This is a genomic window from Devosia sp. 2618 (genome assembly GCF_040546815.1).
Taxonomy (GTDB): Bacteria; Pseudomonadota; Alphaproteobacteria; order Rhizobiales; family Devosiaceae; genus Devosia.
Genome location: NZ_JBEPOO010000001.1, coordinates 2,702,921 through 2,728,379 on the forward strand (window position 1 = coordinate 2,702,921; position 25,459 = coordinate 2,728,379).

At 63.3% G+C, this 25,459-nt stretch carries 22 protein-coding genes; 10 read left to right on the forward strand and 12 right to left on the reverse strand.

Features of this window, described 5'->3' with window-relative positions; translation table 11 throughout:
- Positions 1–147 precede the first annotated feature (147 nt).
- Positions 148–1,635, forward strand: coding sequence for a glycerol kinase GlpK (gene glpK / locus ABIE28_RS13530; protein WP_354063758.1), 1,488 nt, complete (start codon positions 148–150; stop codon positions 1,633–1,635).
- A 183-nt stretch (positions 1,636–1,818) separates the two neighbouring features.
- Here the strand turns inward: glpK and ABIE28_RS13535 are convergent, their stop codons facing one another.
- The gene (locus ABIE28_RS13535) at positions 1,819–2,322 is read right to left on the reverse strand and encodes a CAP domain-containing protein (RefSeq protein ID WP_354063759.1); all 504 of its coding nucleotides are present in this window, start codon (positions 2,320–2,322) and stop codon (positions 1,819–1,821) included.
- 12 nt (positions 2,323–2,334) lie between these two features.
- Complete coding sequence (locus tag ABIE28_RS13540; RefSeq protein ID WP_354063761.1) at positions 2,335–3,186, reverse strand: aminoglycoside phosphotransferase family protein; 852 nt, start codon at positions 3,184–3,186, stop codon at positions 2,335–2,337.
- Between the two features lie 214 nt (positions 3,187–3,400).
- Between ABIE28_RS13540 and ABIE28_RS13545 the strand changes: the two genes are divergently transcribed.
- Positions 3,401–3,577 carry a hypothetical protein gene (locus ABIE28_RS13545; RefSeq protein ID WP_354063763.1) on the forward strand — a complete coding sequence of 59 codons (177 nt, stop codon included), beginning with the start codon at positions 3,401–3,403 and terminating at the stop codon, positions 3,575–3,577.
- Between the two features lie 173 nt (positions 3,578–3,750).
- Here the strand turns inward: ABIE28_RS13545 and uxaC are convergent, their stop codons facing one another.
- Positions 3,751–5,157 (reverse strand): glucuronate isomerase, encoded by a 1,407-nt coding sequence (gene uxaC / locus ABIE28_RS13550; RefSeq protein ID WP_354063765.1) that lies wholly within the window; start codon positions 5,155–5,157, stop codon positions 3,751–3,753.
- 216 nt (positions 5,158–5,373) lie between these two features.
- Here uxaC and ABIE28_RS13555 point away from each other — a divergent pair, with 216 nt between their 5' ends.
- From ABIE28_RS13555 to ABIE28_RS13570, 4 genes are all read left to right on the forward strand, one after another.
- Positions 5,374–5,538 (forward strand): hypothetical protein, encoded by a 165-nt coding sequence (locus tag ABIE28_RS13555; RefSeq protein ID WP_354063767.1) that lies wholly within the window; start codon positions 5,374–5,376, stop codon positions 5,536–5,538.
- A 94-nt stretch (positions 5,539–5,632) separates the two neighbouring features.
- Positions 5,633–6,304 (forward strand): response regulator transcription factor, encoded by a 672-nt coding sequence (locus ABIE28_RS13560; RefSeq protein ID WP_354063769.1) that lies wholly within the window; start codon positions 5,633–5,635, stop codon positions 6,302–6,304.
- A 192-nt stretch (positions 6,305–6,496) separates the two neighbouring features.
- Positions 6,497–8,965, forward strand: a complete 2,469-nt coding sequence (locus ABIE28_RS13565) for a sensor histidine kinase (RefSeq protein ID WP_354063771.1) — start codon at positions 6,497–6,499, stop codon at positions 8,963–8,965.
- A gap of 207 nt (positions 8,966–9,172) precedes the next feature.
- Positions 9,173–9,343, forward strand: a complete 171-nt coding sequence (locus ABIE28_RS13570; protein ID WP_354063772.1) for a hypothetical protein — start codon at positions 9,173–9,175, stop codon at positions 9,341–9,343.
- Between the two features lie 322 nt (positions 9,344–9,665).
- Here the strand turns inward: ABIE28_RS13570 and ABIE28_RS13575 are convergent, their stop codons facing one another.
- The 3 genes from ABIE28_RS13575 to ABIE28_RS13585 are packed head-to-tail and all read right to left on the reverse strand — an operon-like array spanning position 9,666 to position 12,655.
- The gene (locus ABIE28_RS13575; RefSeq protein ID WP_354063773.1) at positions 9,666–11,213 is read right to left on the reverse strand and encodes a tripartite tricarboxylate transporter permease; all 1,548 of its coding nucleotides are present in this window, start codon (positions 11,211–11,213) and stop codon (positions 9,666–9,668) included.
- Between the two features lie 15 nt (positions 11,214–11,228).
- Positions 11,229–11,714, reverse strand: a complete 486-nt coding sequence (locus tag ABIE28_RS13580; protein ID WP_354063774.1) for a tripartite tricarboxylate transporter TctB family protein — start codon at positions 11,712–11,714, stop codon at positions 11,229–11,231.
- A complete protein-coding gene (locus ABIE28_RS13585) occupies positions 11,711–12,655 on the reverse strand; it encodes a Bug family tripartite tricarboxylate transporter substrate binding protein (protein ID WP_354063776.1) in 945 nt (314 codons plus the stop codon). Before ABIE28_RS13585 ends, ABIE28_RS13580 begins: the two co-directional genes overlap by 4 nt.
- A 525-nt stretch (positions 12,656–13,180) precedes the next feature.
- On the opposite strand from ABIE28_RS13585, the gene ABIE28_RS13590 reads away from it, so the two are divergent.
- The 4 genes from ABIE28_RS13590 to ABIE28_RS13605 all read left to right on the forward strand — a co-directional run bounded on the left by ABIE28_RS13590 (position 13,181) and on the right by ABIE28_RS13605 (position 16,630).
- Positions 13,181–13,624, forward strand: coding sequence for a pseudoazurin (locus ABIE28_RS13590; protein WP_354063778.1), 444 nt, complete (start codon positions 13,181–13,183; stop codon positions 13,622–13,624).
- A 347-nt stretch (positions 13,625–13,971) separates the two neighbouring features.
- Positions 13,972–14,724, forward strand: coding sequence for an ABC transporter permease (locus ABIE28_RS13595; protein WP_354063780.1), 753 nt, complete (start codon positions 13,972–13,974; stop codon positions 14,722–14,724).
- 32 nt (positions 14,725–14,756) lie between these two features.
- On the forward strand, positions 14,757–15,770 hold the full coding sequence (locus ABIE28_RS13600) for an ABC transporter substrate-binding protein (protein ID WP_354063782.1): 1,014 nt from the start codon (positions 14,757–14,759) through the stop codon (positions 15,768–15,770).
- A complete protein-coding gene (locus ABIE28_RS13605; RefSeq protein WP_354063784.1) occupies positions 15,767–16,630 on the forward strand; it encodes an ABC transporter ATP-binding protein in 864 nt (287 codons plus the stop codon). Before ABIE28_RS13600 ends, ABIE28_RS13605 begins: the two co-directional genes overlap by 4 nt.
- Here the strand turns inward: ABIE28_RS13605 and ABIE28_RS13610 are convergent.
- From ABIE28_RS13610 to ABIE28_RS13635, 6 genes are read right to left on the reverse strand one after another with little or no spacing between them, the layout of a single operon-like run.
- Positions 16,622–17,422 (reverse strand): substrate-binding periplasmic protein, encoded by an 801-nt coding sequence (locus ABIE28_RS13610; protein ID WP_354063786.1) that lies wholly within the window; start codon positions 17,420–17,422, stop codon positions 16,622–16,624. The two genes, ABIE28_RS13605 and ABIE28_RS13610, sit on opposite strands and share 9 nt — an antisense overlap.
- A gap of 3 nt (positions 17,423–17,425) precedes the next feature.
- Positions 17,426–18,292 carry an ABC transporter permease gene (locus ABIE28_RS13615; RefSeq protein ID WP_354063788.1) on the reverse strand — a complete coding sequence of 289 codons (867 nt, stop codon included), beginning with the start codon at positions 18,290–18,292 and terminating at the stop codon, positions 17,426–17,428.
- Entirely contained in the window at positions 18,289–19,284 is a 996-nt protein-coding gene (locus tag ABIE28_RS13620; protein WP_354063790.1) for an ABC transporter ATP-binding protein, read from the reverse strand. Before ABIE28_RS13620 ends, ABIE28_RS13615 begins: the two co-directional genes overlap by 4 nt.
- Positions 19,281–20,213 (reverse strand): DUF58 domain-containing protein, encoded by a 933-nt coding sequence (locus ABIE28_RS13625; protein WP_354063791.1) that lies wholly within the window; start codon positions 20,211–20,213, stop codon positions 19,281–19,283. The genes ABIE28_RS13620 and ABIE28_RS13625 overlap by 4 nt, the downstream gene beginning before the upstream one ends.
- Complete coding sequence (locus ABIE28_RS13630; protein WP_354063792.1) at positions 20,213–21,211, reverse strand: AAA family ATPase; 999 nt, start codon at positions 21,209–21,211, stop codon at positions 20,213–20,215. The genes ABIE28_RS13625 and ABIE28_RS13630 overlap by 1 nt, the downstream gene beginning before the upstream one ends.
- Positions 21,208–25,446 carry a VWA domain-containing protein gene (locus ABIE28_RS13635; RefSeq protein ID WP_354063794.1) on the reverse strand — a complete coding sequence of 1,413 codons (4,239 nt, stop codon included), beginning with the start codon at positions 25,444–25,446 and terminating at the stop codon, positions 21,208–21,210. Before ABIE28_RS13635 ends, ABIE28_RS13630 begins: the two co-directional genes overlap by 4 nt.
- Between the last annotated feature and the right edge of the window lie 13 nt (positions 25,447–25,459).

Below are 25,459 nucleotides of genomic sequence, written 5' to 3' on the forward strand. Positions count from 1 at the left end.
GTGAGTCAGGACCACCGGACTCGCGGAGAGATACCCCTTCCCTGCTCGATTCAACGGACTTAGCTGAAGCTAAGTCCTATCTCACTTCCCTCCCCTCAAGGGGGAGGGTGGACGACTGAGAGACCGGGAAGCGGTCCTGGAGGAACTATGAGCGACTACATTCTGGCGATCGACCAGGGGACCACATCGAGCCGGGCTATTGTTTTCAACAAGGACCGCACGATTGCCGGCGTCGGCCAGAAGGAATTCACTCAGATTCTTCCGCGCGATGGCTGCGTGGAGCATGACCCGGAGGAAATCTGGGAGAGCGTGGTCTGGGCGGTGAAAAAGGCGCTCGCGGCGGCCAAGGTCGAGGGCAAGGACATTGCCGCGATCGGCATTACCAACCAACGCGAGACGACGCTGATCTGGGACCGCAAAACCGGCAAGGCGATCCACAATGCTATTGTGTGGCAGGATCGGCGGACGGCGTCCCATTGCGCCAAGCTCAAGAAGACCGGGCACGAAAAGGTCGTGACCAAAAAGACCGGGCTGCTGCTCGACCCCTATTTCAGTGGCACCAAGGTCAAATGGCTGCTCGACAATGTGAAGGGCGCGCGCAAGCGGGCCGAGAAGGGTGAGCTGGCTTTTGGGACGGTCGACAGCTTCCTGATCTGGCGGCTGACCGGTGGCAAGAGCCATGTGACCGACGCGACCAATGCCGGGCGGACGCTGCTGTTCGATATCGGCAAGAACGCTTGGGACAAGGGCCTTCTGGAGCTGTTCGAGGTGCCGGCCGCGCTGCTGCCCGAGGTCAAGGATTGTGCGGCCGATTTTGGCGTCACGGACGAGAGCCTGTTTGGCGCGGCTATTCCGATTTTGGGCGTTGCGGGCGATCAGCATGCGGCGACTATCGGGCAAGCGTGTTTTGAGCCGGGCATGTTGAAATCAACCTATGGCACGGGCTGCTTTGCGCTGCTCAATACCGGCAAGGACATGGTGCGCAGCAAGAACCGGCTGCTGACGACCATTGCGTACCGGCTCGATGGCAAGACGAGTTATGCGCTGGAAGGCTCGATCTTTATCGCGGGTGCGGCGGTGCAATGGATCCAGGATGGTCTGAAACTGGTGAAGAATGCCAGCGAAACCGGGCCTTTGGCGCAGACGGCCGACCCGAGCCAGAACGTTTATATGGTGCCCGCCTTTGTGGGTCTGGGCGCGCCGTGGTGGGATGCCGAGGCGCGGGGCGCAATCTATGGGCTGACGCGCAATTCGGGGCCGGCGGAAATCGCCAAGGCGGCGCTGGAAGCGGTTTGCTATCAGACGCGCGACCTGCTGGAGGCCATGCGCAAGGACTGGAAGGGCGGGCAGGACACGGTTTTGCGCGTCGATGGCGGCATGGTGGCTTCGGACTGGACCATGCAGTTTTTGGCAGATGTGCTGGATGCGCCGGTGGATCGACCGGTGATTTTGGAGACCACGGCGCTGGGGGCGGCTTGGCTGGCGGGATCGCGGGCCGGGGTGTGGCCGGGAATGGCAGAGTTTGCCAAGAGCTGGGCACGGGATCAGCGGTTTGAGCCGGTGATGGGGGCGAAGGAGCGCCGGGCGAAGATCAAGGGGTGGGATGTGGCGGTGCGGCGGACGTTGAGTGTTTGAGCGCTACTGATCGCAGGCTGGCGAACTACGCTTTAGGCTGAAAGTGGATACCCCCACCTAACCTCCCCCTGATAGGGGGAGGAATCTGGCTGGTGGTGAGAGATGATTTTGCCCCATGCACGATCTAGTTCCTCCCCTTTTCAGGAGGAGGCTAGGTGGGGGTATTCTTTCTAATCTAGCTTCCTACCCTCGCCACGCATCAAAGCTACCACCGGCAATCATCGTCCAATAGACCTTGCCACTCGACGCGCGGGCGCTGGCCAGGCCGAATTCGGTGAACTTGCTGCTGAGCAAAGTGGACCTGTGGCCGGAGGAGTTCATCCAGCCTTCGATAGCGCCCTGCAGGTTGGTGTAACCCTTGGCCACGTTTTCGCCGACGGCGCCGAGATAGCCAGCAGTCGTAACGCGCTGGCGAAGGGTGACGCCGAGGTCGTGGCTCATGGTGTCTTTTTGCGCCATCAGGCGGGCCTGTGATCTGGCAGCGTCTTCAAGACGTGGATTATAGGTCCAGTCTGGCGCGCCATTGGCTTTGCGGACGGTGTTGATCGCCGTCAGGATTTCGGACTGGGTCAGTTCTTCCGGGCGGCTGGCGGCGGCTTTGGGCAGCACCGGGACGGTGGTCGAGCAGGCAGCTAGAACGGCAGCGGCGCTGACAAAGAGAAAACCGCGTCGGGTCGGATTGAGCATTCTGGCTCCGGATTAGGCCTGATCGTAGGCGCTGAGCAGATGGGGCAGCACGGCAAGATCGGTGGTAATGGGATTGCCGGCGGCCAGATCCCAGCAGGCACTGAGCGCTGAGTGGGCGGCAGCATAGCCTAGGACGCGCTTGCGCGGAAAGCCCAGCCGGGTTTCGAAGGCTTCGACCAGCGCATTGATCCGCTTGGGATTGGCGGACAGTTGGATAGCGCCGGGCGGATTGCGGAACACGTTGGCCACTTCATAGAGCGGGTCGCCGATCAGCCCCTTGGGGTCGATGGCCAGCCAGCCGCGGTCGGAGCTGAGGATATTGTCGTGGTGCAGATCGCCATGCAGCGGGATTTGTGCGCTGGGGCGGTCGAAGAGTTTGAGCGCTATGCCGCTGGCGCGGGCATAGAGATCGCGGGCGGTGTGGGGCCAGGCGCGGACATCGGTATCAAACAGCGCCTTGAAGCGCTGTGGCAGCGGCATTAGGCCTTCGGGGGCATCGGCGCGGGGGCGGTGGAGATTTGTGACGACGGTGCAGATGGCGATAGTGCCTTCGTCATCATGGCCGGCGCGGACCGGTTCGCTCAACGTGCCGCCATCGAGCCATTCCATGAATATGGTGTCGCCATGCATGTCAAAGACAGTGGCGGCACCCTCCCCGCCATACCAGTTCATCAACTGGGCGCCGCGACGTTCTTCCTCGGCGGCGAGGGATTTGAGGATTTTGAGGGCGGCGAAATTGCGCCCGTTCTGTTCGACGCGGAAAATCCAGCTGGTCGCGGTTTCGGCCACGAGCGTCGACTTGGTCAGGGACCAACGGATCATGGCACGGTTGAGCGCGGTTTCGGCGGGCGACTGATTCATCATGGAGCCATTAGAGCAGAAGGAGCGGCGAGTTTCGACAGCCAGCCGCTTATGGACGGTAAAGTTGATGAGATGGTGGCGGTAGCGGTCGGTTAAGCCTATGCGTTGGCCGGATGGCAACCCTAATGACGGGAACAGCTCGGGGCGCAAGGTTTCATTACAATTGTAGGTTCAGCATGGCCTCAGGCGAAACGACGACCTGCAGGGAGGCATCTGGATGGCGCATCTACCTTATGACGACCAGCGTGGCGCGAGCCGGCTCGACGATATCATCGCGGCCGACGAGGCCCATCCTACACTGGGCAAGCAAATGCTCAACGGGCTGGGTGGCCTCGTGGTGCTGCTGGCGACCGGCGTGGTGATTGTGCTGCTGGTGCTGTGGAAGTCGCCGTAAGCGCATTCCGCTGGGCGCACCTGGCCCCATCCGGCATCGTCATCACCCGGCTTGTCCGGGTGATCCATTCTACCGCAGCGCAACAGCTGGATTGCCCGGACGAGCCGGGCAATGACGGCTGAACGATAACGCTGCGGAGCGGACATCCTCTCCCAAAAGGGAGAGGGGAAGAGTTACTTGATCCGATAGGCGTCTTTGGCGGCTTGGTAACTGAGGTGTTTGGCTATTTCCCGCGCGGTGGATTTGCTGAGGCGGTTTTCGCCGACCCAACGGCCGAGGAAGCCGCAGACTTCACGGCGCCAGACGTCGTGGCGGGCGGGGATGGACAGTAAAGCGCGGGTGTCGTCATTGAAGCCGGCGAGGTTGTAGAAGCCGGCGGATTCAACCACCTGATCGAGATAGCGACGAATACCCTGCGGGCTATCGTGGAACCACCAGGGCGGGCCAACCATCAGCGATGGCCAGTAGCCAGCCATGGGCGCGAGCTCGCGGGCATAAGTGGTTTCGTCGAGCACGAACATGATGATGCGCAGGTTCGGCTCGTTGCCGCAGCGCGACAGCAGGGCCTTGAGGCCGTTCACATAATCGGTGGTGCCGGGGATATCGGCGCCAAGGTCTGGGCCGCGTTCGCCAAACAAGAGCGGATCGGTGTTGCGGCGCGAACCGGCATGGATCTGCATGACCATGCCGTCTTCGACCGAGAGCAGCGCCATTTCGGTTAGCATCTGGGCACGGAACAGTTCGGCGTCCGCCGCGTCATGCTTGCCCGACAGCACCTTGTCGAGCAGGGCTTGCTTGTCGACCAGCGGCAGGTCGGCGGTGTTGGCGCTGGGCACGCCGTGGTCGGTGGCGACGGCGCCGAAGCGGCGGAAATATTCGCGGCGCTTGCGGTGCGCGTTGATCAGGCCATCCCAGGTGGTGATGTCTTCGCCGGTGATTTCGCCGAACTTTTTGAGGTTTTCGACGATTGCCGGGCGGCTCGGATCGGTCACGTCATCGGGGCGGTAGGTGGTACGAACGCGGCCTATGGTGCCGTTGGTTTCCATCTTCTGGTGGTGCACCAGCGGATCGAGCGCAAATTCGGTGGTGGCGATGACCTCGACGCGGGCGCGGTCGAGCAGGGCGTGCGGCAGCAGGTCGGGCGTGGCCAAAGCGGCGTCGATCTTGTCGTAAATGGCGTCGGCGGTATCGGGCGACGGTTCATCGGTTATGCCGAAGGCCCAATCGAGCGAGTGGTCGATCCAGGTTTTCGATGGGGTGCCGGCGAACAGGTAATAGTTGGCGGCAAACAGGCGCCAGGCCGCCCTGCCCTCGGCGACGGGCTTGCCATCCTTACGGGGCACGCCCAGATCGTCATAGCTCAGGCCCCGGCTGCGCAGCATACGCAACACGTAATGATCCGGCGTCAGGAACAGCGCGGCCGGATCGGAAAACCGGCCATTGTTAGCGAACCATGCCGGATCGGTATGCCCATGCGGGCAGATCAGCGGCAGGTCGGCCACATCGGGATAAAGCTCGCGCGCGATGGACTGGGCGGGCTCGGAAGCGGGGAACAGACGGTCTGGGTGCAGGTGGGTCATGCGATGTTTTTGCCATGAAGTGCGCGGCAGATCAATCATCTTCCATACAAGATAAGCGCCTGTGGTATTTTATGTAAATTAACTGCATTCCGAGGATCGAATTCGCTGAAATCCAATGCCGCGCTAGCTTCCTTGCAGCGGGTGAGAAACAGCGCAAAAGCGGCTGCCCAAATGTGAAGTCTGGCCATGATGGCCGGGGCAACGGAGGGCGATCCGATGGCACATATTTACGGCAGCGACGACACCGCAATCATGGCCGCGCGGCGTATAGCGCGCCAATCCACCCATGTGCAGCGCGCAAAGATGATGCTGGCGGCAGCAGGCATCGCCGCCTTCGGCATTGTGGTGGTTGCAGCAACCATGATGACGACGCTGTTTTAGAACACGACACTTGTTTGTCGGGGCGGGATCAAAAACCCAGTCCCACTTTGTTGCTGCTTGCTCTAGTGTGCGCCGGGGAGAACACCGGCCGCTCATGCGAATATTGCTCGTTGAAGACAATGAAGATCTGGGCGAGGCGATTGAAAAACGCCTGCGCAGCGCCGGTCATTCGGTGGAATGGGTGCGCGACGGCAATGACGTGGTTTCGGCCGCCGAGGGCGATGATTTCGATGCCGTAGCGCTCGACCTGATGCTGCCCAATCGGGATGGCATTTCGCTGATTGCCGAATTGCGGCGCCACAAGTTCAATGCGCCGATCCTGGTTATTACAGCCCGTTCGGAAATCGACGACAAGGTGAGCCTGCTCGATCTGGGCGCGGACGATTATCTGGTCAAGCCGTTCGACCTGCGCGAACTCGAAGCACGGCTGCGGGCGCTGATCCGGCGCACCGGCGGGCAGACCACAAGCACGCTGGGCGTGGGCAATCTCGAAATGGATCTGGCGGGGCTCAATGCGAGCGTCGAGGGACGCTCGCTGGAGCTGGGGCGGCGCGAATTCCGGCTGCTGGAAATCCTCGTCACCAATGCCGGCAAAGTGGTGCCCAAGGAGCGGCTGATGAACCAGTTGTTCAATTTCGATGAGGCGGTGTCGGTCAACGCGCTGGAGCTGCATATCTCGCGGCTGCGCAAGAAGCTGGAAGCGGCCAATATCGAGATCGGGACGGTGCGCGGGGTTGGCTATGTGGTGCGGGCGCCGAATGGGTAGCGGGATTTGGCCGCAACCACGAAGCGGTACCTCCCCCTTGATGGGGGAGGCTAGGTGGGGGTGGAGCCACAAGCGCCGGGTTCGCGGAGAGAGCCCCCCTTCCTGCTCGATCACGGACTTAGCTGAAGCTAAGTCCTATCTCGCTTCCCTCCCCTCAAGGGGGAGGGTGGGCCCTGTGGTTGGGGTGCGATAGTGGCAGTTCCGCAGAAATCTTTCTCCATCCGCCGTCGCATCCTCGCGCTGGCGCTTGCCTTGCTGCTCGCGGCGGCGGTCATCCTGATCGTCTTTATCCGCGACTATGCCGAGCGGGCGGCGGATCGGGCGTTTGATCGGTTACTGGCGGCTTCGGCGCTGACGATTGCGGGTGCGGTGCAGGTGGAGGACGACAATGTGATCGTCGAACTGCCGTTCGCATCCTTCGGCATGTTTTCGGGGCGGGACCGGGTGTTTTATGCGGTCGAGACGCCGAATGGTCGGGCGGTGACTGGGTATGAAGACCTGTCGGCGACGCTGCCGGAGCTGACATCGGCAGGACCGGTTTTTGCCGATACGATGTATCGCGGCGAATTAGTGCGGGTGGCCAGCGTTGGGCGCCTGACCTCGTCGGGCGGCGATGCGGATTGGGTGACGATCCATGTGGCCGAAACCCAGAATGAGCGCGAGGCGCTGGCGGCGGAGATTTTGGGCAATGCCATTGTGCCGGTGGTGGCACTAACGCTGCTGGCGATTGCACTGGTGTGGTTTGGCATCGGGCGCATGTTTGCGCCGCTTTATCAGCTGGAACGCGAATTGCGCGGGCGGGCGCCCGATGATCTGAGCCCGGTGGATGTGCCGGTGCCGACCGAGGTGCGGCAGCTGGTGGCGGGGCTAAACGCCTTCATGGCGCGGTTGGGCAGCGCGATGGAACGGGTGAGCGGGCTGGTGGCCGAGGCGGCCCATGAAGTGCGGACGCCGCTGGCCTCGTTACGCGCTCAAGCGGAAGTGGCGATGGATGAGCAGGACCCTGAGGCGCTGCGGCGACGGGTGGGGCGCATTCATCAGGGCGCGATCCAGGCGAGCCAGCTGGTCAGCCAGTTGCTGATGGAAGCGACGATTACCCATCGCCTCGAAAATCAGGAAACGGACGCCACTGTGTTTGGCACGGTGGTGGACGAGGTGGTGCAGCGGCTGGACCCCGATCAGGCTGGGCGCGTGACGGCCAGCTTGCCCGAGGGCGTGGCGACGGCGCTGATCCGGGGCGACAGGGTGGCGCTGCGCGAGATGGTGCGCAATGTGGTGGACAATGCGCTGGTCTATTCGGACGGCCCGGTGCAGATCGGCGGCAGCGTGGGAGATGGCACGATGATGCTGACCGTCAGCGACCGGGGGCCGGGCATTGCCGACGCGGAAAAGCCACTGGTGCTGGAGCGGTTCAAGCGCGGCGCGACGAGCGGGGCAAAGGCAGGGTCCGGGCTGGGACTATCCATCGTCAAGCGGGTGGCGGAGGCGCATGGTGGCGCGCTGCGGCTAACCGATCGCGCGGGTGGCGGGCTGGTGGTGGAGATTGACCTGCCGCTGGTGGGTCGCAATGCAAAGGTGGAGCAATTGCGCAAAGCCTTGGGGAGCCTCTCGGCGCTGGTGATCTGCGTGTTGCTGATCGATCCGCGTGGGGCGCAGGCGGCGACCTCGACCTATCCGGCACCCGATGGCAGCGCCGAAACGGTACTGACCATTGTGGGCACGACGGACACGCCGCTGTTTGCCGATTTCGTGGCCGGATTTCAGAGCCAGCGGCCCGACGTGACAGTGGAATATGACGAGCAGGATTCCCTGCCGATGTATGAGAATTTTCTGTCCGGCGTGATGGCGCCGCCAGACCTTTTGATCAGCTCGGCGGCGGACCTGCAGATCAAGCTGGCCAATGATGGCTATGCCACCGCCTATGACAGCCAGTGGCTGGGCGATCTGCCGGATTGGGCGCATTGGCGCAATGAGGTGTTTGGCTTCACCTTCGAGCCGGCGGTGATCATTTATAACCCCGACCGGATCAGCGCCGCCGAAGTGCCGCGCACGCATTTGACACTGGCGGAAATGCTGGAAACGCAGACCGAGCGGTTCCGGGGGCGGATTGCGACCTATGACATCGCGCTGAGTGGCGTAGGCTATCTGCTGGCGTCACAGGATCAGGTGATTTCGTCGAACTTCTGGCGGCTGGCGGCAGCTTTTGGGCGGGTCAATGCGCAGTTTTCGGGGTCGAGCCCGGCCATTCTCAACGGTGTGGCCGATGGATCGCTGTCACTGGGCTACAATGTGCTGGGCTCCTATGCCTTCGCGCGCAAATCGGCTGGGGCCAATATCGAAATCGTGGTTCCCGATGACTATGTTCTGGTGCTGACGCGCTCGATGCTGATCCCGCGAGACGCCAAATTCCCCGACCTCGGCCGGGCGTTTGTTGACTTTGCGCTGTCGCCCAGTGGACAGGCGATTGCGGCGGGGCGAACGGCGCTTGGGTCGGTGGTGCGGGGCGCTGACGGCGAATGGACCAGCGAGGCGATTTCGGCGCGGGGGCGCGGCGTGATCCAGCCCATTCCGCTCGGGCCGGCGCTGATGGTGTCGCTCGACCAGCAGCGGCGCAGCCGTTTCCTTGAAAGCTGGGGCGAGATCGTCTCGCCCAAGCCATGACACCCATGCACCCAACGCATGGATTAGCCCTTGGTCGTAGCGATTTTGCCCATTTGGGGTGAATATTGTGGTTAGCGCCGCGTTAATTGCATTGAGCGCATGGCTGCGATGAGGTTTGCGGCCTAGCAAAACAAAGGCATTGGCCCCATCTGTCTACTCATGAAAGCGGCCCGGCAATTCGGTTGGGCCTTTTGAGGACCTGGACAAATGAGCACCCCCCGCAAGTCGATCTTTGCGACCCTTGGCACCTTCGTTGAAGTGTTCGGCAGCGCTGCTGCCGTCTCCAACGCCGTCGAGGCTGGGCGTACTCCAAAGGCCAAGCACCTCAAGGCCCTCGGTATCGATGCCGACGCTTTCCGTTCGATCGGCAAGCGCTAAAGTCTCCTTGGCTTAGGGCGCCGCACCCTCCGCGACCTGAGCCGCGCTATCGATTGACGTGAGAAAGCCCGGATGCCCTGAACAGGGGCATCCGGGCTTTTGCTTTTTTGGAGTGTATGTCTGGTCGTCACTACCCGGCTTGTCCGGGTGATCCATCGTTCAGCGCGTGCTGCGATATGGATTGCCCGGACAAGCCGGGCAATGACGGGGGGTGGAGGCTTTGGTTGCCCGACCTCGCCCTTCGACGGACTGAGGATGAGGTCTACTGCTGAATCAACAGTAGACCTCATGGTGAGCTTGTCGAACCACGAGGGGGTGACCCCTAGTCTTCGTCGCTTGCGAGTTGGCCCAGGACCTGACCCTTGCCGCAGAGGCGGAAGTAGACGGGGACGAGGACTACGGCGGCGGCCAGCACATAGAGTGTGATGGCAATGGGCGAGTGGAACAGGATCAGCGGGTCACCCTGGCTGATTGCCAGTGCACGGCGGAGCTGTTGTTCGGCCATGGGGCCAAGGATCAGCCCGACCACCACCGGGGCAATCGGATAGCCGAAGCGGCGCAGCAGATAGCCCAGCACACCAAACACCAGCAGCAGCATCAACTCGAACGAAAAGCGGATGCCAAAGATATTGCCCGACATGGCGCCATTGGCACCCAGCGTGCCGAGCGTCGCGAACACCAGAATGCCGCCATAGAGCCATGGCTTTGGAATGGTCAGCAGCTTCACCCACAGCCCGATCAGCGGCAGATTGAGCACGATCAGCATGAAGTTGGCGACGAGCAGGCTGGCGATCAGCGCCCAGACGAGGCTTGCATTGTTGGTGAACAGCAATGGGCCGGGCTGAAGGCCAAACTGCTGGAAACCGGCCAGCATGATGGCGGCGGTTGCCGTGGTGGGCAGGCCCAGCGTCAGCAGCGGCACGAGCGTACCGGCAGCAGACGCGTTGTTGGCCGCTTCCGGCCCCGCGACACCTTCGATGGCGCCGTGGCCGAACTCTTCGGGACGCTTGGCGAAGGTCTTTTCGGCGCTGTAGGACAGGAAGCTCGAGACGTCGGCGCCGCCCGCCGGCATTGCGCCGATGGGGAAGCCGATGGCCGTGCCGCGCAGCCACGGAACCCAGCTGCGCTTCCAGTCTTCCTTGGTCATCCAGACCGAGCCCTTGACCGCCAGAACCCCTTCGTTGACCGCAGAACGGTCCGAAGCGATCTTGAGCGTTTCGCCGATGGCGAACAGCGCCACGGCAAGGGTGGTGACCTCGATGCCGTCGAGCAGATCGGGAATACCGAAGGACATGCGGGCCTGACCGGTCTGCAGGTCGATGCCAATAATGCCAAGACCCAGACCGATGAACAGTGCCGTCAGACCACGCAGCGCGCTATCGCCAAAGGCGGCGGATACGGTGACGAAGGCCAGCACCATCAGGGCGAAATATTCGGCTGGACCGAAGGCCAGCGCGAATTTGACGACCCATGGCGCGACGAAGGCCAGCGCCAGCGTCGCGATCAAACCAGCAACGAACGAGCCGATGGCGGCGGTAGCCAAAGCGGGTCCGCCCCTGCCCTTGCGGGCCATTTTGTTGCCTTCGAGCGCGGTAACGATCGAGGCGCTTTCGCCCGGCGTGTTGAGCAGGATGGAGGTGGTGGAGCCGCCATACATGCCGCCGTAGTAGATGCCGGCAAACATGATGAGCGAGCCGGCCGGATCGAGCTTGTAGGTAACCGGCAGCAGCAGCGCCACGGTGAGCGCGGGGCCAATGCCGGGCAGCACGCCAACGGCCGTGCCGAGCGTTACGCCGACCAGCGCATAGAGCAGGTTCTGCCACTGCAGTGCAGCGACAAGGCCCTGGGCCAGAAGTCCGAAAGTGTCCATGTCAGGGTCTTCCGATCAGGGAATGAGACGTTCGATGGGACCGGCTGGCAGCGACAGCTGCAGGCCCTTGGCAAAGGCGATCCAGACGATGAACGCAAACAGCGCACCGGCAGGAATGGTCTTCCACAGGGGGCCGCGCCCAAAACCCTTGGCGGTGAACGCAAACAGCACGCCCGTGGCGATGGAGAAGCCGGTCGTCGAGAGCAGCAGGATCTGGCCGATCAGCCCACCCAGAATCCACAGCATCGGGATGTAGTTGTCGTTGGTCCGCTCCGGAAAGCCATTGCGCAGGGCCGAAAACACCGTGCCGATGGCGAGCAGGATCAGGGCGCCCGCGATGATGTAAGGAAACACCGTGGGGCCGACGCGTGCCTGGATCGGGGGGACGCGCATCTGGCTGGTCTGCCAGATGATCACCGCCGCGATGCCAGCCAGAATGGCCGCTATGACAAGCGCCGCCCCATCGGGGCGGCGCGAGAGATTTGGTTGGCCGGAGCTCATTGGACGAGGCCAATGTCTTTCAGGATGGTTTCAGTGGCGGCGGTGTCAGCAGCGAGCTGAGCATCGAACGCGTCACCGGCGAGGTAGGTGTTGACCCAGCCCTTGGTCTCAAGCGTTGCCTTCCAGGCGTCGGAATTGACCATCTTTTCGATGTCGGCCGAGATCGCAGCCTTCTGCTCGGCAGTGATGCCGGGGGCAGCGGCAACCATGCGCCAGTTCTGCAGCGCCATATCGACGCCAGCTTCACGCAGGGTCGGTGCGTCAACGCCGGGGATGCGCTCGTCGCTGGAAACAGCGAGCAGACGCAGTTCGCCCGCAGCGATCTGGCTGGAGAACTCGGAGTAGCCCGAGATACCCACAGTCACCTGGCCGCCGAGAAGGGCTGCGAGAGCTTCGCCACCGCCCGAATAGGCGATGTAGTTGACGGTGGTTGGATCGACACCAACGGTCTTGGCGATGAGGCCAGCCGTGATGTGGTCGGCGCCACCAGCCGAGCCACCAGCCCACGAAACCGAACCGGCATCGGCCTTGAGCTTGGTGATCAGGTCGTCGAGGGTCTTGAGCTCGGACGCGGCTGGCACGACGATGACCACGGATTCACCGGTCAGACGAGCGATCGGGGTAACCTGCTCGAGGGTAACCGGGGATGCGTTGGTGAGGATTGCGCCGACCATCACGTAGCCGCCAACGATGAGTGCGTTTGGATTGCCTTCTTCCTGATTGACGAACTGGGCAAGGCCAATGGTGCCACCAGCGCCGGGAACGTTGGTGACCTGCACATTGCCCGAGATGCCGTCGGCCTGAAGGGCTTCCTGCATCGAGCGGGCCGTCTGGTCCCATCCGCCGCCGGGGGCAGCAGGCGCCATGATGGTATAGTCAGCGGCAAAAGCGGGGACAGCCATTGCGCCAGACAGCAGCGCAGCCAAGAACAGCTTATTCATAAGTCCTCCCATGTAAAATCCTGAACGTCGTTGCGTCCGTGGGAGGAACCATAGGCTCGGTCCCTGTCACCGTCCTGTCATGGGGGCGGGAGTTTTGAGGTGCGGATACTGCACGCGAAGCTGCGGGTTTCCGGTGGCGCCAAGGCTTGGGGAGCCCTTGCCGATCAACTTGTCGACAAGATCGCATTAGACTTTAGTCGGATCCCCCCTACCCCACACTGCCTAAAAGACAGGACCGTTGTCATAAAACCAAGCAATTTCCAGTGTCTGGCAGCGACTCCGTCAGCGGCGGGAATTGGCTTTATGTGTTTGACTGACCAAGAAAAACTACATCCGCGCGTCTTGCTAGCGGAGTTCGGGCGTCTTATCGTCCGGGCCGGAGGATAGCTGAAAGTTAGGCCAGCAGATTGCGACACTATATGTGTTGACGGACTGACGGCCTTTGGGCTTTCCACGGTGACCGCACGGGCGGGCGGCGTGTTGTCTATGTTGCGCGTGAAAGCGCATTAATCAGGAGTATTCAACTTGAAGTTTTTTGGTCTTCTTGCATTCGCGGTCGCCACGGCCGCATCGACCCTGTCGCTGTCGGCGGCTGAGTTCGAAGTGCACATGCTCAATAAAGATGCCGCTGGCAATACGATGGTGTTCGAGCCTGCGTTCCTGCAGATCGCTGTTGGCGACACCGTCAAGTTTATCCCGACCGACAAGGGCCACAATGCCGAGACCATCAAGGGCATGTTCCCTGAGGGCGGCAATGAGTTCAAGGGCAAGATCAACGAAGAGTTCAGCGTGACCTTCGACGTCGCCGGTGCATATGGCTACAAGTGCGCGCCGCACCTGGCCATGGGCATGGTTGGCCTGATCGTCGTTGGCGACGATCCAGCAAACCTGGCTGACATCGAAGCTGCCCGCGTGCCGCCAAAGGCCAAGGCAACCTTCGAAGAACTGGTCGCCCTGATCGGTCAGTAAGACTTTGCGCTTCATGCCGGGGCATTGATGGCCTCGGCATGAGCCTTATCATCGCGGCGCATGTTCAGCGTGGCCATCCGAAATCCCACATTCCCCGCAGCATTTGCACAACCGACCCGACGAGGTCGCGATTGCGGGGGTATTGTTCGTGACCTGCTGCGCTAAGGCGCGATGGTTCAGAAAACAGATTGTGCTGATCGGCTGGGGGCCGATGAAAACCTCGATTTCCGTGCCTGCGTCTATAAGGTGAGCGTCAACGAGCGCCGACATGGCATCAAAGCCAGACTGACGGGCACAGATCGCAGGCTAGGTGTTCGCGGGGCGGCGAACCGTAGAGGGGAGACTTCATGAGGATTGCGGTTTATCGCCTGCTGTTTCTGGCTGGCCTGATCGCACTGTGGTGGCTGGCGTCCACCATGGTGACGCGCAATCTGGTGCCTTCTCCCTGGGCGACGGTGGAAGCGGCGCAGCGGTTGATTGCCGAGGGGCGGCTGCTGACGGCGCTGGGCGATAGCCTGTCGATTTATCTGGGTGGCTATGCCATCGCCATTCTGGTCGGCGTGCCGCTGGGCCTGATCATGGGCACCATCAAGCCGCTGGGCAAAACGCTCGAGATTTTCGTCTATGCGCTGTCGGCAACGCCTCGCGTGGCGTTCATTCCGCTGATCATCGTTTTTCTGGGGCTTGGACCGCAGGCGAAAATCCTGATCATCTTCCTTGGCGCGGTGATGCCGATCCTGATCAATACCTATGCCGGTGCGCTCAATTCCGATCAGGAACTGGTGGAGATGGCCCGCTCGGTGGGCGCCAAGCAGAAGCGTATTTTTACCCAGATCATGCTGCCGGGTGCGGTGCCGTTCATCATTGTCGGCCTGCGCGTGGGCGCGACCATCGGGCTGATCAATACAGTGGTGGCCGAACTCTATACCGCCGTCAAAGGGCTGGGTGGGCTATTGGCGATTTACGGCAATACATTCCGCATGGCGGAGTATTTCGTCATCGTCCTGACGCTGGCGTTGATCGGCGTGCTGGTCACCGAAGCGCTGCGGTTCGTCGAAGTTCGGCTGGGACGCTGGCGTCGAAGTGAAGTAACTATCTGACAGACCAATAAATAACGCTTGAGGAGATTGTTATGAAGATCACATTGCTGAGCACTCTGGCCGCTGCGTTGATGGCTTCGACGATGGCCGCACAGGCCGCGCCGTTTCGACTGATCGTCACCGATCTGGAAACGCCGCTGGTGCCGAACTCCGTTATGGATCTGGCGCTGCAGGAAGGCTATTTCGAACGCGAAGGCGTGGATGTGGAACTGGTGCGCGTGCAGCAGACACCATCGGCGCTGGCCGCCATTCAGGCTGGCGATGGCGAGATGGCCAATATAGGCACCGACGCCCTGTTGTTGCTGGTGGCCGGTGGCGCGGACGATCTGCGCGCCGTGGTTTCGCCCAACAAGTCGCTGCCCTTCCTGATCGCCGCCAAGGATGCGGTCGCAACGCCGGCTGACCTGGCCGGCAAGAGCTTCGGCATTGGCCGGCCGGGGAGTCTCGATCAATCGCTCAGCACGCGCGTGATGATTGCGCAGGGTGTAGATCCCGAGACTGTCGAGTTCGTCGCGCTCGGCCAGCCCAATGTCCGCGCGCAGGCGCTGATGGCCAACCAGATCGACGCGACCACCATTTCCATCGGCGTATGGAGCTCCCTGCCCGACACGACGGGCCTGCATGTGCTGGTGTCGCAGGACGACTATTATGCGGCAGCGCCCTTGGTCAGCAAGGTCAACATCGTGACCGCCAAGGTGCTCGAAGAGCGCCGTGACGAGGTCAAGGGCGTGATCACCGCGCTGGTCAAGGCGTCGCGCGACTTCGCCGCCGATCCGGCCGTGTGGGTTGCCGCCATGGAAAAGGCGCGCCCCGATGTCGACAAGGCCACGCTTGAAACGCTGGGCGACAGCTTTGCCAAGAGCTGGAGCGTCAATGGCGGGCTGAACAAAGCCGAGCTCGATTACACGGCCGGCTCGCTCTATGAGGGCGAAGACTTCGCCAGCGTGCGCAAGGTGGAACTGTCCGAATGGGCCGATTTCAGCGTGCTCGATGAGGTGCTGGCCGAGCTTGGCACCGATGCCGCCGCGGACAGCGTTTCGCGATGATCGATGACGCCCCGCACCGGATCGGATCTGCCAAAGGCGCCGTAGAAGCGCCGCGCATCCTGTTGCAGGGCGTGTCCAAAACCTTCAAGGGCAAGAAAGAGGGCGACGGCACCGTCGCCCTCAAAAATGTTGACCTTGCGGTCAAGGACGGGGCCTTCGTGTCGTTGCTTGGCCCGTCGGGCTGCGGCAAGACTACCGTGCTGCGCATGGTCAACGGGCTGCTGACGCCCGATAGCGGCACCGTCACCGTGTCGGGGCGGACGCCGACACCGGGCCCTGAAATGGGCTTTGTGTTCCAGTCGTTCCGGCTCATTCCGTGGTCGACGGTGCGCGGCAACGTGGAATTTGCGCTGGTTGAATCCATTCCCGACAAGGCCGAGCGCCGCGAGCGCGCCGACCGCTATATCGAACTGGTCGGCCTGCGCCGCTTTGCCGATGCCTATCCGAGCGAGCTTTCGGGCGGCATGAAGCAGCGCGTCGCGCTGGCCCGCGCGCTGGCGTCCGAGCCCGATATCTTGCTGATGGACGAGCCGTTTGCCAGCATTGATGCGCAGACGCGCGAGCTGATGCAGATCGAGCTGATGCGGCTGTGGACCGTGCGCAAATCGGTGGCGCTATTTGTGACGCATAGCGTTGACGAGGCCATCCTGCTGGCCGACCAGATCGTGCTGATGGGCCCCCGCCCCGGCCGCGTGCTGGAGGTGATCGACGTCGGGCTGGAACGGCCGCGCTGGACCTATGACGTGCGCGCCGAACCGCGCTTCATCGAGCTCAGAAGCTATTTGTGGGATCGTATCAGGACCCTGGTTCTGACCGATCCAGAGTCCGATTTCTACGGCCGCGACCTTGGGTCAGCGTAGCAGGCTAACGGCGATGCCGTAGTCCTCGGCGAAGCGGGCGATGGTTCCGTCCTTGTCCATCTGATCGAGCACCTCGTCCATATGCAGACGGAGCGTCGTGTCGCCTTTCCAGAAGCCGAGCGAGATGCCGGTTGACGCTGGTCCGTCCGGTAGAGGCGCGATCTCGAGACCCGTGTCGCGGAACAGGAAGGCGGCCATGATGGAGTCGGTGATGGCGACGGGTGCTTTGCCCGCATCAATGGCCGTAGCGACGTCGGCCGGCGTCTGCTCGGGCAGGATGTGGATACCGGCTTTGCGCAGGTAGCTGCCAAGAGCAACCCGATCCAGTGCGAAGACGCCGGGGGTGAACACCACTTCGGCCGGTGGCCAGACTGTGCCGGGCGCGGCGACCTGAACCCAGGAACTGGTCAGATAGGGCTCGCCCAGTTCCATCAGGCTGCGGCTCCACGAATTGTCGCGGAGGCCACCGACGATCATGCGGCAGGTCGCGCGGGTGATCCGCCAGTTGGCAGGATTGAACTCACGGGCCATGGCGATATTGGCCGTGACGGTGGCGCGCCAGCCGGAGCGGCGCGCGGCTTCTTCGACCAGCGCGATCTCAAAGCCCGGGCGATCCCGATCGCGCGTCACCAACGGCCCCATTTCGCGCGGGGCGCAGACGGTCAGTCGCCCAGCCGCCTGCGTTTCCTCCAGCGCCGTATCGGGCGGCAAGAGGTTGACGGCCAGTACTACCGCGAAGGACACAGCCAGCGGCGCGATGGTCAGCAGAACGGCGCGGAGCGACAGGGCCATCGGCTAGAGCCTGCGGAATTCGTACATGGCGAAGAGGAACAACACGACGGCCATGCCCCCGGTGATCTGCCAGCCCAGGATTGCCGGGAATTGGTTGAAGCCGATCAGAATGCCGCGCAGGGTATCAACCGCATAAGTCACCGGATTGGCCTCAACGAGCGCCACCAGCCAACGCGGATAGGTCACCAGCGTTTGGGCGCGGGTCAGCGCGGGATCAAGCGGGAAAACCGAGGATGAGGTGAAGTAGAGCGGCAAGACCAGCGCGTTGGAGAACACGCCAAAGCCCTCAAAGCCCTTCACATAGTTGGCGATGACGATGCCGAGGGACGTCATGCCGAAGGCAAGCAGGAACATCAGCGCCATGGCGGCGCCGACATCGGGCAGGCTCATCTGGATATTGGCGAAGCGGGCGACGGCCAGCACCAAGAGACCGTGCACGACTGCCGTGGTGGCGCCACCCAGAACCTTACCCAGGAGGATGAAGTTACGCGGCAGCGGCGACACCAGCACTTCGCGCAGGAAGCCGAATTCCCGGTCCCAGATAAGCGACACCGCCGACTGGATCGAGGTGTAGAGGATGTTGAGGACGATCACGCCTGGGAAGATGTACTGGAGATAGGTGTAGGGCACGATGAAGCGCACATCGCCCATCACCTCGCCACGGAAGAACGGGTTGAGGCCGACGCCAAGGATCAGCACCCAGAGCAGCGGGCGCGATACGCCGCCGACCAGTTGGCCACGATCGGTCAGCGAGCGTTTTACTTCGCGCCACCAGATGGCCTGCACGCCGCAGGCGATGTCCCAAATGTCCTTGAACCCACCCGGAGCGGGGCGGCGGCGCATGCCGTTATTCGCCATCTCGTTGCTCATCTTCGTCCTCCGGCTGGGGGTCTTCCGCGACCCGACGTTGGAGCTTCTTCGCGCAGGGCGCGGCCCGTAAGGTTGAGGAAAACGCTTTCAAGGCTTGGCGGCTCAAGGGTCGCGAGCCCGATTTTGCCGCGCAGGGCAGCGAGCGCGGTTTCAGCTTCGGGCAGCGTGTCGAAGCGCACGAGGATATTGCCATCGGGCAAGGTCAGAGCATCAGGATGGACGGCAAGAATTGCGGCGCGGCCCTCGGTGCCTTCTGGCTGCAAGCGCAGGAGTGTTGTGCCATGCGCGGCCTTGAGGTCCGCTGGCGTGCCTTCAACGAGGATCTTGCCCTTTTCGATGACGCAGACCCGGTCGGCGCCGCCCACTTCGTCAATGTAATGGGTGGTGACGACGATGGTGAGGCCGGTCTTTTCGCGCAGGTCGGACAGGTATTGCCAGATATTGGCGCGCGACTGCGGATCGAGCCCGACGGTCGGTTCGTCCATGAAGAGAATTTCGGGGTCGTGCAGCAGACCGCGCGCGATCTCCAGGCGCCGTTTCATACCGGCAGAAAGCGTGCGCGCCGGGGCATTGCGCCACTCGGACAGTTGCACGAGTTCGAGCATTTCGTCGATCCGCTGCCGTCGTTCGGCGCGACCCATGGCGTGCACGCGACCGTGGAATTCGAGATTGTCGAACACCGACAGGCGGGTGTCCAAGGTGGAGTTTTGGAAGATCACGCCGATACGACGACGCACGCCGCGTGGATCGCGCGATACGTCCAACCCGGCCACCAGAGCGCGACCGGAGAGCGGCGCGCGGATGGTGCAGAGGATATCGATCAAGGTCGATTTTCCCGCGCCGTTCGGCCCGATCAGGGCAAACAGGCTGCCCATGGGCACGGTTAGGCTGACATCGTCGAGCGCGAGCATGCGGCCATAGCGTTGCGAGACGCCTTCGATGGAAATGGCGGAGAGGATTTCCCCGTTTTGCGGGGTCGCAGCTTGGCTCATGCAATCACTCCCGCCACAGGCAGCCGCTCGAGGCAGACATCGCTGAGCTGCGCTTCGGCGTCAACTGGAAGAAAAACGTTCCACCCCGACAGCGATTCGACAAGCGTATCGGTGTGGCGACCGAGCGCAGCGCGGTAGCCGGTCAGGGTGGTTTCGTCGATGGTCATATCGCGCTCGCGGCCAGTTTCGGCATCCACGAGCCGGATGATGCCCTGCCCCAGCGACGATGGATCGCGTTCGGACGCTGACAGAACATGGAGCGCCGTCACCGTGGCAGGGGTCGATGCAAGCGACGCCAGAGCTACCGCCACGTCGGCCTCCCAGAAGTCAGACACGATGAAAATCAGTGAGCCGGCGTCGCTGCTGGGGATGAGTTCGGTGAGGGCCGCCGCCAGCGATGCCGAGGCGTCGCGCTTGCTGGCGTCTTCCCGGTCACGGGGGGCCTCGATTTGTGGTTCGGCGAAGGCGAACATGTCGGGGGCACGGGTGCGGCCCTGCCATAGGGGCGAACGCCGGATGCCGTTTTCGCCTTCCAGCACGACCAGACGCACCTTGTCCTGTCCGGACAAAGCCACGAAACCCAGCGCCCGGGCAACGCCGGTGGCGAGCGCGGCTTTGGTGTCAGGCTGCACCATCATCGACGCCGTCAGATCCAGCACGATGGTGACAACGAACTGGCGACGTTGCACATATTTGCGGGTGAACGGATCGCCGCGCGCGATACTGCGCGGATCGACATGACGCAGATCATCGCCGGCCCGATAGGTCCGGAAATCGGCGAACTCCATGCCCGGCCCGCTGGTGCGCGACGCGCGTTCGCCAACGCCCGTCGTGGCGCGCGCGCCCGGCGGCACGAACCGCATTGTTGACAGTCGATCCATCAACTCGGGCGACGGCATTGCCCGCCCTGATGCGGCTGGTCTTGCCATCAGATGCTGCCCAGATGCTTGTCAAAGAGGCGCGTCAACAGCTTGGTGACGGCCTGTGGATCGGCACGCGCCTCAAAGCGTGGCTGCAGGCGGTGCAGTAGCGACGGCATCATGACGGCGCGGAGGTCTTCAATCGAGACATGATTGCGGCCAGCGATGAACGCGTGCGCCTTGGCACTGAGCAGCATCGACTGTGCGCCGCGCGGACTGATGCCATAGCGTAGAACGCGACCCGCTTCCGGATCGGCACCCGGAGCGCCGGGCTGTGTCGCGCTGGCCAGACGGGCAACGGCCAGCGGGATGGCGGACACAACCGGCATTTCACGCACGAGGTCGCGTACGGCCAGAATCTGTGCCGGGGTCAGAACCGGCGACAGCTGCGGGCGTTCCAGACCGGTGGTGGCAATCAGAATTTCGGCCAGAATTTCGGGCGTCGGGTAATCGACATCGATACGCAACATGAAGCGGTCGATCTGCGCTTCGGGCAGGCTATAGGTGCCTTCCATTTCGATCGGGTTCTGCGTCGCCAGTACGGTGAAGGGCTGGGGCAGCTGTTCGGTGCGACCATCGTGCGAAATCGCGCCGTCCTGCATCGCCTCAAGCAATGCCGACTGGGTGCGCGGGGTGGCGCGGTTGATTTCGTCGGCCAGCAGAAGCTGGGTGAAGATCGGGCCGCGACGGTATTCGACGCGCGGACGGCCTGTGCCGTCATCGACCAGCGTCATGCCGCCGGTAATGTCGGCCGGCATCAGGTCGGGCGTGAACTGGATGCGGGCGAAATCGAGCCCGGTTGCGGCGTGGACGCTCTGCACCATCAAGGTTTTGCCGGTGCCGGGCGGGCCTTCGAGCAGCACGTGACCGCCGCAGACGATGCCAATCAGGGTCAACAGGATCGCCCGGTCTTGCCCTCGGACGGCCTTGCCAATTTCGGTCCGCGCAGCCGCGATGGCGGCACGCACTTCCTCGGGGTCGATATTGATGCTTGCGGGTGCGTTCACGAGGCAATTCCTTCGTCTGAGCGGGTATGAGCGTCTGGCACGGTGCGACGAGAAGTTGGACGGGCGGGACGCATGTAAAAAACGAGAGCAGTCAAAAAGGCGAGCAGAGCCAGCACGAGCCAAGGGGCCGTAACGCCGGGAACCAGACGAACGCCCCAGCCCGTGGGCACGGACGCGGCGCCGCCCGCGACGAGCAGCGGCTGGTCGACCAAAGGCTCGGCCCAGAATGGCCGGGAGCGATAATAGGCGGTTTCAGCGATCTCTTCGGTCGGGGCGGTCTGGCCGCTGACGGGGCGGCGTGATTCGGCCGGCAGAGCGACGCGGGCGGCGATGCGACCGGCCTTTTCGGGAGCAAATGAAGCTTCGTAGATGCCGGGTTTGATTTCGGTCATCTGTAGATTGAGTGCGGCAGCGCCGTCGATCTCGATGGCTGCGATGGCGGCAAGACCTTCGCGGGGCGCGCCTTCGGAATCGAGGGCCTCAAGCGTGAGCAGCATCTGCTCGCCGGTGTCGGCGAGACGCAGCCATGGGCCATTTGCGGGGCGGGTGGGACGGATCTGGCGCAGGACATGTGGCCAGAGCGCCGCCAAAGACGGATCGGCCTGCCAGTTGCGGGTCCAGTTGCCGGTGACATCGCTGGAAAACGCAAGGACCTGACCATTGCCCTGACGCCAGGTGGCAAGGAGCGGCGCTTCTTCGCCATCCGGCGTGGTGGTGGTGAGGGCAACGCGCGCGTCGGGCTTGGCCGTGGTCAAGACAACGCCATCGACCGGCGGCAACCGGGTGGGCAGGCCGCGCAGGAGCGGGTCGGACAGATCGCCGAGTTGTGGCTGCCCCTGCCCTTCGCGAACCGGCGACGACAGCAGCATCGCTTCCTGCGAGAGGATGGACGGTAGCGTGGCGAAATCGTCGGAGGCATGCACGGAACCGCCGCCTGCCGCGGCGATTTCCGCAACGGCCTTTGCGTCGGCGCCGGTGCCGACGGCCACGGCGGAAACGGTGATCCCTTCGGCCCGCATAGCGGTCGCGATGCCGGTGAAGTCGCCCGGCGTGCTCAGACCATCAGTCATCACGATCATATGGCGGGCCTGCGCCTCTGAGCCACGGAGCAATTCCCAGCCGGCCAGAAGACCCGGCGCGATGGCGGTGCCGCCGCCGGTATCGACGGTGGCCAATGCGGCGCGCACTGCGTCGGCGTCGCTGGCAATGGTCAGTGGCAGGACAATGCGGGCTTCGGTGTCGAAGACCACGATGCCGACACGGCTTTCGGGATTGAGAAGGGCAATGGCGCCTTGCGTCGCCTGTCGCGCCATTTCGAGGCGCGTGCCGCCGGCGACCTGCTGGTTCATGCTGCCGGAGCGGTCGAGCACAAAAACCATCGTCACCTCGGGCGCTTCGCGCGGAACGCGGGCCGAAAGGGGGGACAACTTTTCAAACGGCGTGGCAAAATAGCCGCCGGGGCCGAAGGCGTTGCCGCCACCGAGCATGACCAGTCCAAGGCCGTGACGCGTTACGGCGCTTTCGATCAGTCCGGCTTCGCGGCTGGTGACGGCGCGGGCCGGCATGTTCAGCAGGACCACGGCGTCGAAATCGAGCCAGTCGCGCAGATAGTCCGGCGCATTGGCAGGGTTGACGACGGCAAGACCGGGCTGGCCGTCGGGAGGTATGCCGGGAACGGTGGCTGTCGCAAGCTGGGCGAAAGCCTCGCCATGCACAGCGTCGGATGCGAGCACGAGGACGGGACGACCGACACGAGCGATTGCGATGGCGGACAGCGACGAGGTTCGGCCGCCCGCGATGCTGACCGTGACGGTGAACAGGGTTTCGCCGACGGCCAGTGGCGGCAGTTCGGTTTCGATCCGGTTCATGCCGTGCTGGAGCGTCGCGTCTTCCACCACAAGCTGAGTGCCATTGGCATGGAAGGCGATCTGGACGGGGATCTCGATGTCGGACTGGACCAGTGCCGTCAGCCCGAGCCGGTCGCCGGGTGCGGCATCGGCAGGCAGGGCTAGCGCGGTGATCATCGGGCCAGTGGCGGGGCGAAGCGGCAGCGAGGCGGGCTCGAGATAGGCGTTGGCGGGCAGGTTTAGCTGGCTATTGCTGAAGGCGGGGATGGCGGAGCGGACAGGTGCGCCCGCAACGATGTCTGCCACCTGATGCGATGGGACCAGAGCTGATGCCAGATTCAGGGCAACGGCGGGATGGGTGATCGTGGTTGGCAGTGGTTCGGATAGGCCGCCGACCTGTGCGGGGGCGGTCGGCGCCTGCACTCCGTCTCGCAGGATACGTGGCGATGGGCCTGCGGCAATGGCGAGACCGGTGGCGGCCGCATTGCCGCCTTCGGGAACCAGTTCAACGCGCACGCTGCGCTCGAAGGGGAGCGGGAATGCGAGGCCAACGAGCGCTGCGGCAACAAGGATCAGTGCGCCAAGGGCAGGCAATGCGCGCTTGCCGCTGCTGCGGAACCGCAGGGCTGCATCGGCGGCCAGGAACAGGGCAGCGGCGAGCAGCAGGTACCACATGAGGCCGAGGGGGGGCGCATCGACCGGAGTGGTCGCGGGTGCCTCTGCCAGCGTGTTGCCGAAGCGGTCGGGCGCAGAGTTGATGGCCAACAGATCACCAGATGGAACGCGGAACAGGCCGGATACGAGCGGGGTGAAAACCGTTGCATCGGTATTGAACGTGGTGCCGTTCGCGACGGCAACATAGGTGCCCGTTTCGGCTGCGCAGGGCAGACCGACCTGGCAGTTGGCGCGGGGAAGGTCTGTCAGGCGCAGCCAGTCGGTTATTGCGCCGGTCAGAAGCGGCAGCACGTCGCCGCTGCTCCAGTTGACTCGGCGCGGGTCAAACTTGAGGTGGATGTCCTGAAATGCGCCGCGCGTACTGACAGCCAGCAGCGGATAGCTGGCACCAGCAACGAGGACCTCATGGCCATCGGGAAGCGGGCGGGTGGAGACGGAACTGAAGCTGGGCGTTTTCCAGTCTTCGGCACCAGTCAGCGGGTGAAACGGGTGCCAGAAATCTGCGTCGGCGACGACGGCCGTATCCCTTAAATCCTCGCCGACACCGGCGCTGCCGATCCACAGCGTGGGGGCTTTGGGGGCCTCAGGCAGGGTGATGCCATCGACAACCACCAGCGCATAGTCGGCGATATCTTGTGGCAGCGCGTCGGCGCGGAACACTTCGAGACCATCCTGGGCCATGATGGCACGGACAAGCGGCTGGTCAGATGCGGTGGTCGACGCAATGTAGAGGACACGTTGGGGCGCCAAGGACGCCGTGAGGAAACGGGCTTCGGCGCCGGGCCATGCCTGCCGATCTTCGGCTTGCGCGTTGACGGAGACGAGGCCGGGTTCCTTGAGGTCGAGCGTTTCGTCGATCCGGGCAGTCCCGTCAGTCAGCTTGAGATCTAGGCGCTTCCACGGCAGCGGCGGACGTGCGCCGATATCGGCGGTGACGGTGAAGCCAATCGAGACTGTGGCGTTGGTGAGGTGCTGATCGGCGCGCAAAGTGCCCTTCAGCGCCCATTTCTGCCCGTCTATCGGGACGAGGCGGAGATCTAGGCTTGGGGCCAGTGGTGGGACCAGGACAGGCAAGTGGGTGAAGGCAGGTAGTGCGCCGGTTTCCGTGGCGAAAACAGACGGCGTGGCACCGCCAACAATGAGGCCTGTCGCGGTTTCGGTGGGATCGAGCGTTTGGCGTACTAGGCTTGCGACGGCGGTCCAGTCGGTGGGGCCGTCGCTGGCGCTTGCTTGGTCGAGCAGCGGGACGAAGGCCTCGGGCTCATAGGCGTGGCGGGCGGCAAGAAGGCGTGGCTCAGGCCCGGCAAGGATCAGCGACACATGTTGTGGTGGAGCGCCTTTTTGGTCGGCCAAATTGCGCGCGAGTTCGGCACGGGCGACGTCGAACAGTGTCCCCTGCCCGCTTGCCGTGCGCATTTGCGCCGAGCCGTCGAGCACCACGACCAAATGGGCTGGCGGCGGAGCGCCCAAAAAGGGCTGCGCCAAAGCCAACACCAGCGCCGCGAGCGCTGCAAGTTGCAGCAGCAAAAGCGCGGAAAGCTTGGGGAGCTTGCGGCGGCGACGGGCGGCCCCCGGCAGGTCCGGCAGCGTCAGCCATATTTGGATGCTGGGCACGACCCGGCGCTCGGGGCGCGTTGTGTGCAACCAGATGACCAGCGCTGCAAATGCGAGCAGCCCAAGCATTGCGGGGGCAAGAAGGCCGAAACTCAACACGCATATACCCCGA

Coding starts and splice junctions, on each gene's coding strand:
- glpK (WP_354063758.1), top strand. CDS start 148: ATGAGCGACTACATTCTGGCGATCGACCAGGGGACCACATCGAGCCGG.
- ABIE28_RS13535 (WP_354063759.1), bottom strand. CDS start 2,322: ATGCTCAATCCGACCCGACGCGGTTTTCTCTTTGTCAGCGCCGCTGCC.
- ABIE28_RS13540 (WP_354063761.1), bottom strand. CDS start 3,186: ATGATGAATCAGTCGCCCGCCGAAACCGCGCTCAACCGTGCCATGATC.
- ABIE28_RS13545 (WP_354063763.1), top strand. CDS start 3,401: ATGGCGCATCTACCTTATGACGACCAGCGTGGCGCGAGCCGGCTCGAC.
- uxaC (WP_354063765.1), bottom strand. CDS start 5,157: ATGACCCACCTGCACCCAGACCGTCTGTTCCCCGCTTCCGAGCCCGCC.
- ABIE28_RS13555 (WP_354063767.1), top strand. CDS start 5,374: ATGGCACATATTTACGGCAGCGACGACACCGCAATCATGGCCGCGCGG.
- ABIE28_RS13560 (WP_354063769.1), top strand. CDS start 5,633: ATGCGAATATTGCTCGTTGAAGACAATGAAGATCTGGGCGAGGCGATT.
- ABIE28_RS13570 (WP_354063772.1), top strand. CDS start 9,173: ATGAGCACCCCCCGCAAGTCGATCTTTGCGACCCTTGGCACCTTCGTT.
- ABIE28_RS13575 (WP_354063773.1), bottom strand. CDS start 11,213: ATGGACACTTTCGGACTTCTGGCCCAGGGCCTTGTCGCTGCACTGCAG.
- ABIE28_RS13580 (WP_354063774.1), bottom strand. CDS start 11,714: ATGAGCTCCGGCCAACCAAATCTCTCGCGCCGCCCCGATGGGGCGGCG.
- ABIE28_RS13585 (WP_354063776.1), bottom strand. CDS start 12,655: ATGAATAAGCTGTTCTTGGCTGCGCTGCTGTCTGGCGCAATGGCTGTC.
- ABIE28_RS13595 (WP_354063780.1), top strand. CDS start 13,972: ATGAGGATTGCGGTTTATCGCCTGCTGTTTCTGGCTGGCCTGATCGCA.
- ABIE28_RS13600 (WP_354063782.1), top strand. CDS start 14,757: ATGAAGATCACATTGCTGAGCACTCTGGCCGCTGCGTTGATGGCTTCG.
- ABIE28_RS13605 (WP_354063784.1), top strand. CDS start 15,767: ATGATCGATGACGCCCCGCACCGGATCGGATCTGCCAAAGGCGCCGTA.
- ABIE28_RS13610 (WP_354063786.1), bottom strand. CDS start 17,422: ATGGCCCTGTCGCTCCGCGCCGTTCTGCTGACCATCGCGCCGCTGGCT.
- ABIE28_RS13615 (WP_354063788.1), bottom strand. CDS start 18,292: ATGAGCAACGAGATGGCGAATAACGGCATGCGCCGCCGCCCCGCTCCG.
- ABIE28_RS13620 (WP_354063790.1), bottom strand. CDS start 19,284: ATGAGCCAAGCTGCGACCCCGCAAAACGGGGAAATCCTCTCCGCCATT.
- ABIE28_RS13625 (WP_354063791.1), bottom strand. CDS start 20,213: ATGGCAAGACCAGCCGCATCAGGGCGGGCAATGCCGTCGCCCGAGTTG.